This window comes from Dyella jejuensis, assembly GCF_044904675.1.
Classification (GTDB): domain Bacteria; phylum Pseudomonadota; class Gammaproteobacteria; order Xanthomonadales; family Rhodanobacteraceae; genus Dyella_B; species Dyella_B jejuensis.
The window spans coordinates 18,879-34,550 of sequence record NZ_JADIKJ010000008.1; the positions used below are offsets into that span (position 1 = coordinate 18,879).

The following is a 15,672-nucleotide window of genomic DNA, read 5'->3' on the forward strand; positions in this document are numbered from 1 at the left end:
CGCCACCCCCTGATGGCGATAATTCCTCTATAGCTTATTCGTTCACTTTATTGTTTTGCGAGTGTTAGGGACGCGATTTCCAACGAAAAAACAAGTTTGCCGCTTTGCGCCGCGGGCTGCGATAATCCGCAAGTTATTTCCTTGGCGCGATCGCGCCTCAAGCTCCCCCGGAGATCCCCATGTCGGACGTCAGCGTTGTTATCGCAGGTGCCAAGCGCACCGCCATCGGCTCCTTTCTCGGCCAGTTCACCGGCGTGCCCACGCCTAAGCTCGGCGCTACTGCGATTCGTGCCGCATTGGAGCAATCGGGCGTCGCCCCGGGCGACGTGAGCGAGGTGATCATGGGTTGCGTGCTGCCGGCCAACCTCGGCCAGGCGCCGGCCCGCCAGGCCTCGCTGCAGGCCGGCCTGCCTGCCGCCACCGGCTGTACCACCGTCAACAAGGTATGCGGTTCGGGCATGAAAGCCATCATGCTCGGCCACGACCTGATCAAAGCCGGTTCGGCCGCCATCGTCGTGGCTGGCGGCATGGAATCGATGACCAACGCCCCGCACATGGTCAATGCCCGCGTCGGCATCCGCTACGGCGACGGCCAGCTGGTGGACCACATGGCGTGGGACGGCCTCACCAACCCGTATGACGGCAAGGCCATGGGCGTGTTCGGCGAACTGTGCGCCGACAAGTACCACTTCAGCCGCGAGGAACAGGATGCGTTCGCCATCGAATCGGTGAATCGCTCCAAGGCCGCGCAAGCTTCCGGCGCGTTCGCTGACGAGATCGTTCCGGTCACCGTGTCGAGCCGCAAGGGTGACGTCCAGGTCGATATGGATGAACAGCCAGGTCGTTCCGATATCGCCAAGGTTCCCTCGCTCAAGCCAGCGTTCCGCAAGGAAAACGGCACCATCACCGCAGCCAGTTCGTCGAGCATTTCCGATGGCGCCGCGGCGCTGGTCCTGCTTTCGGCCGACGACGCCAAGGCCCGTGGCGTGAAACCGCTGGCCCGCATCGTGGCCCATGCCACGCATTCGCAGGAGCCGGAATGGTTCACCACCGCGCCCGTGGGAGCGATCAGCAAGGTGCTGGACAAGGCTGGCTGGAACGTTGCCGATGTCGACCTGTTCGAAGTCAACGAAGCGTTCGCGGTCGTAGCCATGGCGCCCATGCGCGAACTGGGCATTGCGCATGACAAGCTCAACGTCAACGGCGGCGCCTGCGCGCTGGGCCATCCGATCGGCGCCAGCGGCGCCCGCCTGGTAGTGACCCTGCTCAACGCCCTGAAAACGCGCGGCCTGCGCCGCGGCGTGGCGGCACTGTGCATCGGCGGCGGCGAAGCTACCGCGGTAGCGGTGGAACGGCTGGACTGAGCTGCCCGGCCGGCAGGCAGTAACGATGCCACGCTGCTGCCGGCAACCTTGGGGGCGTAATAGGAAGTTCCATGCCACGTCCCTGCGTCGCTCAAGCAGATGCCCTTCGGCTCGTCCATTGGACCAGAACTAGGGATGCTCTGATCAATGCTACGTAGGCGTCACCAGCTCTGTCTGTTCGCAGACCATAGGTTCGTCGGCGAAGGCAGACTGGCTGTCTGTCGAGACGATGGACCGCAGGGATGCGGACAGACAGAGCTGGCCCCAACATGTTGAATTTAAAGTGAGGGGTGATGTCCAGAAGGCACGCAGAGCGCGCCGCGCGGCTTGGCAAGACGGCCAGTCTTCCCGGCGCCGCACAACACACTCTGCGTGCCTTCTGGACATCATGCCGCCTGCGTAGCATTGATCAGAGCATCCCTAGGGCACGTCCATTTATGCTGGCTTGCCCCCTGCATGACGGGTGCCAACACCGCCCCTGGTTAATGCGCCTTAAAGTTGTTTGTTGAAACAGGTAGCGCTGTTAACGTGAAAGCGCTATTAATAATCCGCCAAATGGCATTCCACGGCTAAGGAGATCCAACATGAAGTTCACGCGTACCCTTCTCGCCTCCGCGCTTGTCGCGCTGCTGGCGGCTTGCAGCAACGGCGCGCAGGATGCCGCGCAGGACGCACAGAAGTCGGCTGACCAGGCCCAGCAGGCAGCTTCACAGGCTGCTGACCAGGCTCAGAAGGCCGCTGCGGCTTCCACCGCTGCCACTCCGGCTGCTGCTCCGGCTTCCACCGCTGCTGCTCCGGCCGCCGCTCCGGCTTCCACCGCCCCGAGCGCTGGCGACGCGATGAAGAGCGCCGCCGCCAACGCTTCCGATGCTGCCAACAAAGCTGCTGACGCTGCCAAGTCGGCTGCCACGGCGGCCAAGGATGCTTCGAAGGGCAACTGAGCCTTCGCTTGAAGCTCCATGAAACCGGCCGCCATGGGCGGCCGGTTTTTTTTGTGGTGGCGGCGCATGGATATGCTCGCCGTCGCTCGCATAGCGCGCTTCCCTGCGCAACGCCACACGCCTGCGAGCCTTCTGGACATCACGCCACCTGCGTAGAATTGATCAGAGCATCCTTAGACGGCGGCAGCACGAAACCATGAGCGTCCTCACTTCGCAGATCGATTCCCGCTCTTCCGAATTCCAGGCCAGCAGTGCGCATTTGCGCACGCTGGTCGAGAACCTGCAGCAGCAGATGGCACGCAGTGCCGAAGGCGGCGGCGCGAAGGCGCGCGACAAACACACCGCCCGCGGCAAGCTGCTGCCGCGCGAGCGTATCCGGGCACTGCTCGATCCGGGCTCGCCATTCCTGGAACTCTCCCCGCTCGCCGCGCACGGCATGTACGACGACGCCGCGCCGGCCGCCGGCATCATCACCGGCATCGGCCGCGTGCACGGCATCGAAGTGGTAGTGGTGGCCAATGACGCCACCGTCAAGGGTGGGACGTATTTCCCGATGACGGTAAAGAAGCACCTGCGGGCGCAGGAAGTGGCGCTGGAAAATCGCCTTCCGTGCATCTATCTGGTCGATTCCGGCGGCGCCTTCCTGCCGATGCAGGACGAGGTTTTCCCGGACAAGGAACATTTCGGCCGCATTTTCTACAATCAGGCGCGGATGTCCGGGCTGGGCATTCCGCAGATCGCGGTAGTGATGGGCTCATGTACGGCGGGCGGTGCCTACGTGCCGGCGATGAGCGACGAAACCATCATCGTGCGCGAACAGGGCACCATCTTCCTCGGCGGCCCGCCCTTGGTGAAGGCCGCCACCGGCGAGGTGGTCGACGCCGAAGCGCTTGGTGGCGCGGACGTGCACACGGCCATCTCGGGGGTAGCCGACCACCTCGCCGAAAACGACACCCATGCGCTATCGATCGCACGCGATATCGTCGGCAGCCTCAATCGCAGCAAGCCGATGCCGCTTGCCTTGCAGGCGCCGGCCGAACCGCGCTATCCGACAGAAGAGCTGTACGGCGTGATCCCGCTGGATACGCGCCGCCCGTTCGATATCCGCGAAGTGATCGCGCGCATCGTCGACGATTCCGCATTCCACGAATTCAAGGCCCGCTACGGAAAGACCCTGGTGTGCGGCTTCGCGCATATCCATGGCTATCCGGTCGGCATCGTTGCCAACAATGGCATCTTGTTCGCGGAGTCGGCGCTCAAAGGTGCGCACTTCATCGAATTATGCAATCAGCGCAACGTGCCGCTGGTCTTCCTGCAGAACATCACCGGCTTCATGGTCGGCAAGAAATACGAGAACGCCGGCATCGCCAAGGACGGCGCGAAAATGGTCACCGCCGTCGCCTGTTCGCACGTTCCGAAATTCACCGTGGTGATCGGTGGCAGTTTCGGCGCCGGCAACTACGCCATGTGCGGGCGCGCCTACGGCGCCCGCTTCCTGTGGATGTGGCCGAACGCGCGCATCAGCGTGATGGGGGGCGAGCAGGCTGCGAGCGTGCTGGCAACGGTCAAGCGCGACGGCATCGAAGCTTCCGGCGCAACCTGGAGCGCCGAGCAGGAAGACGCCTTCAAGGCACCGATCCGCGAACAATACGAGCACCAGGGCCACCCCTACTACGCCAGCGCGCGACTGTGGGACGATGGCATCATCGATCCGGCCGATACGCGCCGCGTGCTGGGGCTGGCGATTTCCGCCTCGCTCAATGCGCCGATCGAGCCACAGCGCTACGGTGTGTTCCGGATGTAATCGGCTCGGCTGGTCGGGCGCGCTTCTCGCACGCGATCACCATGGGCGACAGTTCCCCATGGCGGTCGCAAACATCGCCAGCACAAGCATGAAAAGGATGGGCGCTTGCGCCCATCTTTTTTTGTTTCTTCCGATACCGACGCCGCGCGCGTAACGGCTCTCACATTCACCTCGACGTGACAAAGCCGCACGTGTCCTAAACGTACGCGAAAGCTGCCATATCGACGAAAGAAAGATGTCATCGACAACCGTTGAGATCGGCGCTTCGGCTGTGGCGCGCGCAGGTGCCACTTGGATGGGGGAAGTCGGGCTACCGGCAGCTGAAGCCGCCCAGGAAGAGCGGCAGTGGATTACGCAAGGAGATGCTTCAACCTTTCCCGACACAAGGATCAAGTCATGAAAAGCCGTTGTGCGCGTTCCAATTTCACCAAGACCACGCTTTCCGCCGCATTGGCCGTTGCTGCCGCGTTCGGCCTTGCCCTGCCGGCCGCCGCGCAGTCCAGCACGCAGACGCTGGTGATCGAACCCGACCAGGGACTGACCCCGATCTACAGCCTGATCAATGCCGCCAAGTCGACCATCGACATGACCATGTACGAACTGCAGGACACCACCGCGCAGGACGATCTTTGCAATGCCGCTGCCCGGAACGTCAAGGTTCGCGTGATCCTCGATGTGAATGACGAGAAGAGCAACAACACTTCCGCCTACAACCAATTGAAAGGTTGCGGCGTGGATGTGGTATGGGCCTGGACTACCTACGAAGCAACGCACCAGAAGACGATCACCATCGACGCTGCGACTTCGAGCGCGCAGACGGCGATCATGACGCTCAATCTCACCAGCCGCTACTACAGCACCACCCGCGACTTCGCGGTGATCGAGAACAACGCGACTGATATCGCGGCCATCGAAGCCACTTTCGCCAAGGATTTCGCACACGATTCGGTCACCCCGTCGAACGGCAGCGACCTGGTATGGAGCCCCACCAATTCGCAGGCCTCCTTGCTCGACATCATCAACAATGCCAAGACCAGCCTGCTGGTCGAAAACGAGGAAATGAGCGACAGCGCCATCGTCGACGCGCTGGAGAATGCTGCAAAGAAAGGCGTGAACGTCACCATTGCAATGACCAACGACGACAACGATTACGCCAGCGAATTCGACGACCTTGCCAAGGCCGGCGCGAACATCAGCACGTATCCGGACAACAGCACGGCGCTGTATATCCACGCCAAGGCGATCGTGGCCGATTACGGCAAATCCACTGCCGTGGCGTTCGTAGGCTCGGAAAACTTCTCCAGCGCCTCGCTGACCAAGAACCGCGAGCTGGGCCTGACCACTGCCAATGCCAGCATCCTGCAACAGCTCGAAACCACGATCAGCAACGACTACGCGGGCGGTACGCCCTGGCAATGATCATGGCCGATGGCCGAAGTGCACGGGCAGCTCCGTGCACTTCGCAGTGAACGTGTCAGTGCCGACGCGGGCGGAATTCCAGCGGCATGGCTTCGCCGCGTGCACGGGCTGGCGGCTTGGGGCCGCAGGCCCCGCAGGTGCTGCATCCATCGCTGCAACTGCCGGTTGCCAACTTCGGTTGCAGGCGACGACCCAGGGCGCGCACCCATGCCGCATGCCCAGGCTGGCTGAAACGGATCGATGCGGCGGCCAGCCAGCGACTGGTAAGTTGCGGCGCCAGCTTGCGGAAAGCAACCAGCGCACTGGCCAGCACGACCAACCCGATCACCACGTATTGGATAAGCAGGCCCGTGTTCACAGCAACCACCTCGCCACCTGGTAGGTAATCAGCGACGCCGCATAAGCCACGACGAACATGTAGCCGAAAGAGATTGCCACGTTGCGCCACGAATTTGTTTCGCGACGGATCACTGCCAGCGTAGACATGCACTGCGGCGCGAAGGCGAACCACACCAGCAACGACAGCGAAGTCGCCAGGGAGAAGTTGGCGGTCAGCGCGTGCGCAAGCCCGCCACTTTGCGAATCGCCGCTCACCGCATACACCGTGGCCAGCGTCGCCACGGCGGTTTCGCGTGCGGCAAACGCGGGAATCAGCGACAGGCTGATCTGCCAGTTGAAGCCCAGCGGCGCGAACACATGCTGCAGGTAGCGACCCAGGTAACCGGCGATACTGTAATTGATAGCCGCGCCGGTGGCGCCTGTCGGCGGCGTCGGGAAAGTGGAGATGAACCACATCAGCACCGTCAGCGCCAGGATCACACCGGTGAGGCGCTTGAGGAAAATCATGCCCCGCTCCCACAGACCGATGGCGACATCGCGCGCGCGCGGCAGGCGATACGAAGGCAGCTCCATCAGCAATGCGTGCTCACTCTTGTCGCGGCGGATGCGTTTGATGACCCAGCCCACCGTCATCGCGCCCACAATGCCGGCCGCATACAACGCGAACAGCACCACGCCCTGCAAATTGAACAAACCCCAGAGGCGATGGGCTGGAATGAATGCCCCGATCAGCAAGGCATACACCGGCAAGCGCGCCGAGCAGGTCATCAACGGTGCCACCAGGATGGTGGCCAGCCGATCGCGCGGATCGGTGATGCTGCGCGTTCCCATGATGCCGGGAATGGCGCAGGCAAAGCTCGACAACAGCGGAATGAACGAGCGCCCGGTCAGGCCCACCGACACCATCAACCGGTCGAGCAGGAAAGCCGCGCGTGGCAGGTAGCCGGATTCCTCGAGCATGAGGATGAAGAAAAACAGCACCAGGATTTCTGGCAGGAAGCCCAGTACCGTGCCGAGGCCGCCGAACAGGCCGTTGACGATCAATCCCTGCAACGGACCATCGGGCAGGATCGCGGCAACCTGCGCGCCAAGCCAGCCAAAACCGTTACCGATCGCATCGCTCATTGGTTTGCCGGAGGCGTACACCGCCTGGAACACCAGGAACATCACCACGGCCAGCGTCATCAGGCCGAATACCGGATGCAAGACCCAGCGATCCAGCGCATCGTCGATCATGGCCGTAGCGCGCGGCATCGTGACCGTGGCCGCCAGCAACTGGCGCACTTCGCCATGCAGGTTGGCGCGGCTGTGCGCATCGTCGGGCAGCGCCTGCGGCGCTTCGGGCAGGCTGCCATCGACGCGCTCGACCAGCGCGCGCGTGCCGCCGCGCTGCACCGCCACCGTTTCCACCACCGGCAGGCCGAGCCGCCGCTGCAGCTCCGGCACATCGATCACGATGCCGCGGCGGCGCGCCGCATCCATCATGTTCAAGGCGAGCACCACCGGCCGGCCAAGCCGTTTCACTTCCAACACGAAGCGCAGGTGCAGGCGCAGGTTGGTGGCATCGGCCACGCACACGATCAGGTCCGGCGCCGCTTCGCCGGGATAGTTGCCTTCCAGCACGTCGCGCGTGATCTGTTCGTCCGGGCTGGCGGCATCGAAACTGTAGGTGCCAGGCAGATCCAAAATCTGCAGCACCCGCCCGGATGGCGCAGTAAACCGCCCTTCCTTGCGCTCCACCGTAACGCCGGCGTAGTTCGCCACTTTCTGGCGGCCGCCGGTGAGCTGGTTGAACAGCGCCGTCTTGCCGCAATTGGGATTGCCGACCAGCGCGATGCGCAGCGTGCCGGTACTCATGCCGCTGCCTCCGGCCATCGCACGCTGACACGCGCCGCTTCGCTGCGCCGCAAGGCGAAACGGGTGGAGCCGATCTGGATCAACAAGGGATCGGCACCGATCGGTCCGCGTGCCACCAGCCGGACCGGTTCGCCCTCGACAAAACCCAGATCGCGCAAGCGCTGCGCGATCATGTCATCGGCATGGGCATCGTTTACTTGTTCAACCACGGCGGAGGCACCTTTCGGCAAGTCGGACAGGCGCACGGTTGGCATGCTTCTAAATAAGAATGGTTCGCATTGTAGCCGCTTTTCTCATGCCGTGCAGGAGATTCCCATCGCATGCGCCCGGATCGACCAAAACAAAGAAATGCAAGAATTTGCGGCCATTTCAGCGAGCCCCGGAATGGCGTCGTTCAACGCCCTGGCGATCGGATTGCCGTCCCGGCCGGGATCGGCCGCCTCCTATAACATTGCGCAGCCTTAAGCCCCAAGGATGCTCCATGCCCTCCTCCGTCCAGATCGCCGACCACGCCGGCATTCGCGAACTCCGCCTCAACCGGCCGGACGTGCACAACGCCTTCGACGACCGCCTGATCGCCGATCTCACCGCTGCCCTGCACGCGGCCGGCAGCGATCCGGCGGTACGCGCGGTAGTGCTGACCGGCGTGGGCGCCAGCTTTTCCGCCGGCGCGGACCTCCATTGGATGCGCGGCATGGCCAAGGCCAGCGAGGCGGAGAATCGCGAGGACTCCCTGCGCCTGGCCACGCTCATGCGCACACTGCAATTCCTGCCTAAGCCCACCATCGCCCGCGTCAATGGCGCGGCCTATGGCGGCGGCGTGGGACTGGTTGCCTGCTGTGACATTGCCATCGGCGTGGAAACGGCCAAGTTCGGCCTTACCGAAGTCAAGCTCGGCCTGGTGCCTGCCGTGATTTCGCCGTATGTGATCGCCGCCATCGGCGTGCGGCAGGCACGCCGCCTGTTCCTGACCGGGGAAATTTTCGACGCCGCGACCGCCGCGCAGATCGGGCTGCTGCATCAGGCCGTGCCCGCCGACCAGCTCGACGACACCGTGCATAGCGTGCTCAAGCAACTGGCCAAGGCGGGTCCCGTCGCCCAGCATGAAGCCAAGCACCTGGCGTTAGGCATGCATGGATTGACCGAGGAAGCCCTCGAACGCATCGACCGCGACAATGCTGCACTGATCGCGCGGCTGCGCGTATCGGAAGAAGGCCAGGAAGGACTGGGCGCGTTTCTCGACAAGCGTGCGCCAAATTGGAATATAAGCGGCAAGCAGTAGGGTTGGCCGCGGGTGGCACCATGCCTGCCCGCGCCTTCGTTCACTCTTTGCCGTCCGTAATTCTCTTTTGGGACTCTCAAGCCTCCCTCGCGCGGAACCCCCGATGCCCAAGCCACTTATCAATATCGCCGACGTCGTCATCCAGACTGCCGAACCCGCGCGGCTGCCCGCAGGCGAGAAAGCGCAGTACTACGACATCCGCTGGGGCGCGCTCGCCGATCGCATCGGCGCGCGCAAACTGGGCTACAACCTCACTGTCGTTGCGCCAGGGAAACGCAAATGTGCGTTCCATAGTCATCGGGTGGAAGAAGAAATGTTCTTTATCCTCCAAGGGCATGGCGAGTTGCGTTACGGCGATGCCCGTTATCCGGTTCGCCCCGGCGACGTGATCGCCTGTCCCCCGGGCGGTCCGGAAACCGCGCACCAGATCATCAATACCGGCGAGGTCGAACTTCGCTATCTGGCCATCAGCACTCGTTCCGAGGCGGAAATTTGCGAATACCCCGATTCGGGCAAATACCTGGCCTTCGCTGCGGGCGATGCATCCAGCGAAGAGCGCCTGAAGCCATTGCGAGTGATCGGCCGGCCTGAAGCGTCGCTGGATTATTGGGACGGCGAATAAGCCGATACGCGCCCGCCATGCTGCGCCGCGCATCGGCGGCGTCACGCGAATCTGCTAGCTTTATGAGCTTTGCAGATGCCACACGCCGTTGAAGGATTCCGCATGTTCGAGCGCGTATTGATTGCCAACCGCGGCGAGATTGCCTGCCGGGTGATTCGCACTTGCCGGCGGCTGGGCATCCATACCATTGCGGTGTATTCGCAAGCCGACCAGGACGCGCAACACGTGCGCCTGGCGGATGAGGCATGGCCGATCGGCGGACCACGTCCAGCCGATTCCTATCTGCGTGGCGAGGCGATTCTGGACGTGGCAAAGCGATCCGGCGCGCAGGCGATCCATCCGGGCTACGGTTTCCTTTCCGAAAACACCGGCTTTGCGCGTGCGTGCCTGGAAGCGGGTGTGGTGTTTATCGGGCCGCATCCGGAAAGTATCGAAGCCATGGGTTCCAAGGCGGCGGCCAAGGCGCTGATGGAGCGCCACCAGGTACCGCTGGTGCCGGGTTACCACGGCGATAACCAGGATGCCGCGTTCCTGGCCGAACAGGCGCGCAAGACCGGCTTTCCGCTGATGATCAAGGCCGCGGCTGGCGGCGGCGGCAAGGGCATGCGCATCGTGCGCACGGAGCACGAATTCGTCGACGCGCTGGCGTCCGCGCAACGCGAGGCCGCCAGTTCGTTCGGCGATACGCGCGTGATCCTGGAACGTTACGTCGACCATCCGCGCCATATCGAATTCCAGGTATTCGGCGACACGCATGGCAACCTGATCCACTTGAACGAGCGCGAGTGTTCGGCGCAGCGCCGCTACCAGAAAGTGCTCGAGGAAACCCCCTCGCCGTTCCTGACGCCGGAGCGCCGCCAGGCCATGGGCGAAGCGGCGGTGGCCGCGGCCAAGGCGGTGAACTATGTCGGCGCCGGCACGGTGGAATTCATCGTCGGACAGGACGGTACGTTCTTCTTCATGGAAATGAACACACGGCTGCAAGTAGAGCATCCGGTTACCGAAGAAACGCTGGGCCTGGACCTGGTGGAATGGCAGCTGCGCATTGCTGCCGGCCAGGCGCTGCCGTTGCGGCAGGAACAGATTCATGCACGCGGGCATGCGATTGAAGTACGCCTGTATGCGGAAGATCCGGACCAGCATTTCCTGCCCGGCTCCGGCAAGCTGCGCACACTGAAGCTCCCGGCGGCATCGAGTCACGTGCGGTTGGACGGTGGCGTGGTCGAAGGCGACACCGTAACGATTTTTTACGATCCGATGATCGCCAAGTTGATCGTGCATGACAGCGATCGCACGCAAGCCTTGCAGCGCCTGCGCGATGCATTGGCCGAATGCGACATCGTGGGGCCGAAATCCAATATCGCCTTTCTCGAACGGTTGGCGCGCCATCCGGCGATTGTCGAAGGTCGCATCGATACCGGATACCTGGATCGCCACCTTGATGAATTTCTAACCGGCGATGCGGCACCCTCTGATCATGTCCTGTTCGTTGCCGCGACTGCTGCGTTGCTGCATGACGAGTGCGCCGTGGTCCGCGAGGCGGCCAACGGCAGCGATCCGCATTCGCCATGGTCGCGCGCCGACGCCTGGCGCATCGGCCATGCCGGCAAGCGTATCGTTGCGCTCGCATGGCGAGAACAACGCTACGAGGTCGAAGCCCACGGCCATGGCGGGCACTATCGATTGCAGCACGGCCAATCGCATTGCGAGGTACAGGGTGCGCGCCAGGACGGCCGCGCGCTCTGCGCCCGTTTCGATGGACAGGCATTGCGCCTGCCGGTTCGTGCCGATGGCGAGCGGGTGTCGCTGCACGATAGCGACGGTCAGCGATATGCCTTTGCGCGTACCGCCGCGTTTGCCTGGGAAACGAAGCAAGGCAGCGGCGGCAATCAGGTCATCGCGCCCATGCCTGGGCGCATCGTGCTGGTAAAAGCGGCCGCCGGAGACAGCGTGGCAGAAGGCCAGGAACTGCTGGTGATGGAAGCCATGAAGATGGAGCTGGCCTTGAAGGCGCCGCGCGCAGGTACCATTGAAAGCGTGAGCGCAACCCAAGGCGAGTTCGTGGAAGCTGACACCGTGCTCGTTCGTTTCACCGCATGAACTTTCGCCCGGTTGCAGGAGCTTCGCATGAACAACCCTGAAGTCCGCATCGTCGAAGTCAGCGCCCGGGACGGGTTGCAGAACGAAAAGACCTTGCTGCCGCCTGACGTCAAGATCGCGCTGATCGATCGCCTTTCCACCACCGGCTTGAAGACCGTCGAGGCCACCAGCTTTGTCAGCCCGCGCTGGGTGCCGCAGCTGGCCGATGCCGACGAAGTTTTCCGCAACATCCGCAAGGTACCGGGCGTGGCCTATCCCGTGCTGGTGCCGAACGAGCAAGGCTACCGGCTCGCGCGCGCCGCCGGGGCGGTCGAGGTATCGGTGTTCACGGCCGCATCCGAAGCATTCAATCGCGCCAACATCAATGCTTCCATCGCCGAATCGTTGCAACGTTTCCAGCCGGTGCTCGACGACGCGAACGCCGAAGGCGTGAAAGTGCGCGGCTACGTTTCCACCGCGCTCGGCTGCCCTTACCAGGGCGACGTGCCCGTCGCCGATGTCGTGAACGTGGCCAAGCGGCTTTACGACATGGGCTGCTACGAAATTTCGCTGGGCGACACCATTGGGGTCGGCACGCCCGCCAAGGCGCGCGCCATGTTGCATGCGGTATCCCAGGAAGTTCCCATGCAGGCGCTGGCGGTGCATTTCCACGATACCTACGGCCAGGCCCTGGCCAACATCCTGGCCTGCCTGGAAGAAGGCGTGCGCGTGGTCGACAGTGCGGTATCCGGCACCGGCGGCTGCCCGTATGCCAAAGGCGCTACCGGCAATGTGGCGAGCGAGGATGTGGTGTACATGCTGCACGGCATGGGCATGCAGACCGGCGTCGACCTGGACCTGCTGGTCGCGACCGGCGCATGGCTATCGGCCCAGCTCAACAAGCCGACCGCCAGTCGCGTGACCAAGGCACGCACCATGGCGGCCTGACTACCGGCACATGGCGGGTGCCTGGCCGCTGCATACGCTGCTGCGGCTTCCCCGCTAAGCTGATGCCATGCCCGATTTTCTCATTCGCCCGATCGAGCCGCGCGACAATGCCGCGGTAGCTGCCGTGATTCGCACCGTGATGCCCGAATTCGGCGCGGACGGTCCCGGCTTCGCGATTCACGACGCCGAAGTGGACGATATGCATGCAGCCTATACGTGTCCACGCAGCGCCTACTTTGTGGTGGAACGCGACGGCATGGTCATCGGCGGCGGCGGTGTCGCGCCACTGGCAGGGGGCGAGGCGAACGTCTGCGAATTGCGCAAGATGTATTTTTTGCCTGAAGCGCGCGGCATCGGCGCCGGCACGGCCATGATGCAACGCTGCCTGGACGCGGCGCGCGCTGCCGGCTTCACGCACTGCTACCTGGAGACACTCACCGGCATGGATGCGGCCCAGGCGCTGTATCGCAAGCACGGGTTCGCACCGCTGCATGCACCGATGGGCGGTACCGGGCATTTCAGCTGCGATCGCTTCTTTATCCGCGTTTTGTAGCGAGATCCCATATGGCCCGTCGTGATCCGCGTGTTGATGCTTACATCGCCCAATCCGCCGACTTTGCCGGGCCGGTCTTGGAACATATCCGTGCGGTGGTGCACGCGGCCTGTCCGGAGGTAGAAGAAAGCATCAAATGGCGTTGCCCGCACTTTCTCTACCATGGCACGCTGATGTGTTCGATGGCGGCTTTCAAGCAACATTGCAGTTTCGGCTTCTGGCACCGCCTGGAAGTGGTCGATGCGGCAACCAAGAAAGGCATGGGCGAGTTCGGCCCGATCACGTCGATCGGGGATTTGCCCGATACGAAAACCTTGACGGCCTACGTGCGCAAGGCCATGGCCTTGAACGATGCGGGCAACAAGAAGCCGCGACCGCCCGCCGCGTCAAAACCACCCCCGCAACTGCCCGCCGACTTCGCCGCACTGTTGAGTAAGCAACTGGCCGCCCGCAAGACGTATGTCGCTTTCAGTCCCAGCGCGCAGCGCGAATACGTCGAATGGATCAACGAAGCCAAGACCGACGCCACGCGCCAGAAACGCATCGCCACCGCGCTGGAGTGGTTGGCCGAAGGCAAGCACCGTAACTGGAAATATCAGACATGATCCGAATTGCCCGCGCCGACGACGCCCAGGCCATCCACGCGATTTACGCACCGACCGTTACCGATACCGCGATCACCTTCGAGACCGAATGGCCCGGCGTCGAAGCGATGCGCCAACGCATCCTTGCCCGCCTGCAACACTATCCCTGGCTGGCTTGGGAAGAACAGGGCCAAGTGCTGGCCTACGCCTACGCCACACGCTTTCGCGAACGCGCGGCTTACGACTGGATCGCCGAAACCTCGATCTACGTGCATGCCGACGCGCGCCGCCGAGGTATTGCGCGTCGCCTGTACGCCGTATTGCTCGATGTAATGCGCCTGCAAGGCATCAATCAGGCGGTCGGCGTGATTACCTTGCCGGGCGAGATCAGTGTCGCACTGCACGAAGCATTGGGCTTCGAATCGGCAGGCATCTGGCGCAGTGCCGGATACAAGCTGCAGCGCTGGTGGGACGTAGGTGTATGGCAGAAGGCATTGCAACCCGCGGCCCATCCGCCGACGCCGGTGACGCCGTTCGCACGGATGACCGATTCGAATGACTTGCACGAACTGCTGCGCACGCCGGCATCCTGAATTGCGTACAGGGTTCAAGCAGGCAGCAGCGCCGGATGCGACCGATATTTCCTACAATTGCCGCATAAAAGTCCTATTCCGCGCTCCAGTCTTTTCTTCTTTCCACGTCCATGCGAACAGCGCCCAATGGAACTGCGTCATGCACCTGACGCCTTTCCTTGACCAGATGGAGATAACGCATGGACGTTCGTTCGATAGTCAGCGCTGCCACATGCTGGATGGCGGCATGTTTGTTCTTTTCCATGGCCTCGCCGGCAGCAGCCGCGGAGCGGACTGCACTGCCGGCCGACACAGCAGCGCACGTGGATATCCTGGATTACCTGCCCACCTGGCAGGAACGGGACGGCTGGCGGGAGACCACCTATTGGCTCAAGCAAAATTTCGATGACGTGTGCCTCGACACCTTCTGCGAGGGCGAGTATCCGAATCTCGAAGCATTGAGCTACCGCTGTTCCGTCGATGCCGGCACCGGCTATGTCACCGAATGCATCTGGGTGTTCGCCGCCAGCCGTGAAGAGATCAGCCCCGCCGATGGCAAGGTCGTGGTGGAACCCCGTATATGGCAATGCCCCAGCCCCATCGCAAGCATGACCCGTGCGCAGGATCTCGCCGCCGCGCTCGCCAACGACAACCCGCTGCGCAGCCCGCTGCCGCACAGCGATACGACGCTTTACGACAGCCTGCTCGATTGCCTCTGACAACGCAGCCGCAGGCAACGAGACATCTCGCTGCCTGCGGCTTCAAGCGTCGCGCCTTCAGTGATTGGCCGCGATGATGCTCATGATCGCACCAGTGGTGATCGCAGCCAGCAGGAAATCGCCGTTATCGCTGCGGATGTAGTGGTAGCCACGCGGCGGCGGCTTGAGGCGATAGCGACGCCAGTCGCTTACCACATAGCGGCTGCCGCGATAGGCCGGCGGAACGTGGCCGCCACGCTTGTACCAACCTTCATGCCGCCCCTGGTCATACATGCCATGGTAATGCTGTGGCGGCGGTCCCGGCCGATAGCCCTGGGCCAGCGCACATTGCGACGATGCCAGCATCACTCCACAAAAGGCGATCATTCCCAGCTGTTTTCTCATGGCTTACTCCTTAGGTAACGATGGGATCGCATGGGTCCATCTTCCTGCGGCAGGCGTGCCTGGACATCCGCTCGCGGTGATGACCTTGATGCCGCATCAAGATTGCGTCAGCCTGCCGAATGCCACGTGAATATTTTGCTGTGATGGGAACAAAGGACAGGCGCCGAAGCGCCAAAGTCGGCCTCACCCGTCACGCTGGCCCTGA

The 15,672-nt window shown here is 63.0% G+C and carries 17 protein-coding genes; 12 read left to right on the forward strand and 5 right to left on the reverse strand.

Features of this window, described 5'->3' with window-relative positions:
- The first annotated feature begins 179 nt into the window (after window positions 1-179).
- The 4 genes from ISP15_RS08095 (at window position 180) to ISP15_RS08110 (ending at window position 5,528) form a co-directional block, all read left to right on the forward strand.
- Window positions 180-1,364, forward strand: coding sequence for a thiolase family protein (locus ISP15_RS08095; RefSeq protein ID WP_404546754.1), 1,185 nt, complete (start codon window positions 180-182; stop codon window positions 1,362-1,364).
- 584 nt (window positions 1,365-1,948) lie between these two features.
- Window positions 1,949-2,305 (forward strand): hypothetical protein, encoded by a 357-nt coding sequence (locus ISP15_RS08100; RefSeq protein WP_404546755.1) that lies wholly within the window; start codon window positions 1,949-1,951, stop codon window positions 2,303-2,305.
- A 196-nt stretch (window positions 2,306-2,501) separates the two neighbouring features.
- Entirely contained in the window at window positions 2,502-4,109 is a 1,608-nt protein-coding gene (locus tag ISP15_RS08105; RefSeq protein WP_404546756.1) for a carboxyl transferase domain-containing protein, read from the forward strand.
- Window positions 4,110-4,505: 396 nt separating this feature from the next.
- Window positions 4,506-5,528 carry a phospholipase D-like domain-containing protein gene (locus ISP15_RS08110; RefSeq protein ID WP_404546757.1) on the forward strand — a complete coding sequence of 341 codons (1,023 nt, stop codon included), beginning with the start codon at window positions 4,506-4,508 and terminating at the stop codon, window positions 5,526-5,528.
- Between the two features lie 55 nt (window positions 5,529-5,583).
- Here the strand turns inward: ISP15_RS08110 and ISP15_RS08115 are convergent, their stop codons facing one another.
- The 3 genes from ISP15_RS08115 to ISP15_RS08125 are packed head-to-tail and all read right to left on the reverse strand — an operon-like array spanning window position 5,584 to window position 7,969.
- Complete coding sequence (locus tag ISP15_RS08115; protein WP_404546758.1) at window positions 5,584-5,886, reverse strand: DUF6587 family protein; 303 nt, start codon at window positions 5,884-5,886, stop codon at window positions 5,584-5,586.
- The gene (feoB, locus tag ISP15_RS08120; protein WP_404546759.1) at window positions 5,883-7,724 is read right to left on the reverse strand and encodes a ferrous iron transporter B; all 1,842 of its coding nucleotides are present in this window, start codon (window positions 7,722-7,724) and stop codon (window positions 5,883-5,885) included. The genes ISP15_RS08115 and feoB overlap by 4 nt, the downstream gene beginning before the upstream one ends.
- Window positions 7,721-7,969, reverse strand: coding sequence for a FeoA family protein (locus ISP15_RS08125; RefSeq protein WP_404546760.1), 249 nt, complete (start codon window positions 7,967-7,969; stop codon window positions 7,721-7,723). Before ISP15_RS08125 ends, feoB begins: the two co-directional genes overlap by 4 nt.
- A gap of 236 nt (window positions 7,970-8,205) precedes the next feature.
- On the opposite strand from ISP15_RS08125, the gene ISP15_RS08130 reads away from it, so the two are divergent.
- From ISP15_RS08130 to ISP15_RS08160, 7 genes are all read left to right on the forward strand, one after another.
- Window positions 8,206-9,006 carry an enoyl-CoA hydratase-related protein gene (locus ISP15_RS08130; protein ID WP_404546761.1) on the forward strand — a complete coding sequence of 267 codons (801 nt, stop codon included), beginning with the start codon at window positions 8,206-8,208 and terminating at the stop codon, window positions 9,004-9,006.
- A 103-nt stretch (window positions 9,007-9,109) separates the two neighbouring features.
- Window positions 9,110-9,628, forward strand: coding sequence for a cupin domain-containing protein (locus tag ISP15_RS08135; RefSeq protein WP_404546762.1), 519 nt, complete (start codon window positions 9,110-9,112; stop codon window positions 9,626-9,628).
- A gap of 102 nt (window positions 9,629-9,730) precedes the next feature.
- Window positions 9,731-11,728 carry an ATP-binding protein gene (locus ISP15_RS08140; protein WP_404546763.1) on the forward strand — a complete coding sequence of 666 codons (1,998 nt, stop codon included), beginning with the start codon at window positions 9,731-9,733 and terminating at the stop codon, window positions 11,726-11,728.
- Window positions 11,729-11,755: 27 nt separating this feature from the next.
- The gene (locus ISP15_RS08145; RefSeq protein WP_404546764.1) at window positions 11,756-12,655 is read left to right on the forward strand and encodes a hydroxymethylglutaryl-CoA lyase; all 900 of its coding nucleotides are present in this window, start codon (window positions 11,756-11,758) and stop codon (window positions 12,653-12,655) included.
- A 67-nt stretch (window positions 12,656-12,722) separates the two neighbouring features.
- Window positions 12,723-13,208 (forward strand): GNAT family N-acetyltransferase, encoded by a 486-nt coding sequence (locus tag ISP15_RS08150; RefSeq protein ID WP_404546765.1) that lies wholly within the window; start codon window positions 12,723-12,725, stop codon window positions 13,206-13,208.
- Between the two features lie 11 nt (window positions 13,209-13,219).
- Window positions 13,220-13,813, forward strand: coding sequence for a YdeI/OmpD-associated family protein (locus tag ISP15_RS08155; protein ID WP_404546766.1), 594 nt, complete (start codon window positions 13,220-13,222; stop codon window positions 13,811-13,813).
- Entirely contained in the window at window positions 13,810-14,385 is a 576-nt protein-coding gene (locus ISP15_RS08160; protein ID WP_404546767.1) for a GNAT family N-acetyltransferase, read from the forward strand. The genes ISP15_RS08155 and ISP15_RS08160 overlap by 4 nt, the downstream gene beginning before the upstream one ends.
- A gap of 73 nt (window positions 14,386-14,458) precedes the next feature.
- Here ISP15_RS08160 and ISP15_RS08165 read toward each other — a convergent pair whose 3' ends face one another.
- Entirely contained in the window at window positions 14,459-14,629 is a 171-nt protein-coding gene (locus tag ISP15_RS08165) for a hypothetical protein (RefSeq protein ID WP_404546768.1), read from the reverse strand.
- A gap of 58 nt (window positions 14,630-14,687) precedes the next feature.
- Between ISP15_RS08165 and ISP15_RS08170 the strand changes: the two genes are divergently transcribed.
- Window positions 14,688-15,083 carry a hypothetical protein gene (locus tag ISP15_RS08170; protein ID WP_404546769.1) on the forward strand — a complete coding sequence of 132 codons (396 nt, stop codon included), beginning with the start codon at window positions 14,688-14,690 and terminating at the stop codon, window positions 15,081-15,083.
- Window positions 15,084-15,140: 57 nt separating this feature from the next.
- Here ISP15_RS08170 and ISP15_RS08175 read toward each other — a convergent pair whose 3' ends face one another.
- The gene (locus ISP15_RS08175) at window positions 15,141-15,467 is read right to left on the reverse strand and encodes an RcnB family protein (protein ID WP_404546770.1); all 327 of its coding nucleotides are present in this window, start codon (window positions 15,465-15,467) and stop codon (window positions 15,141-15,143) included.
- Window positions 15,468-15,672 lie beyond the last annotated feature (205 nt).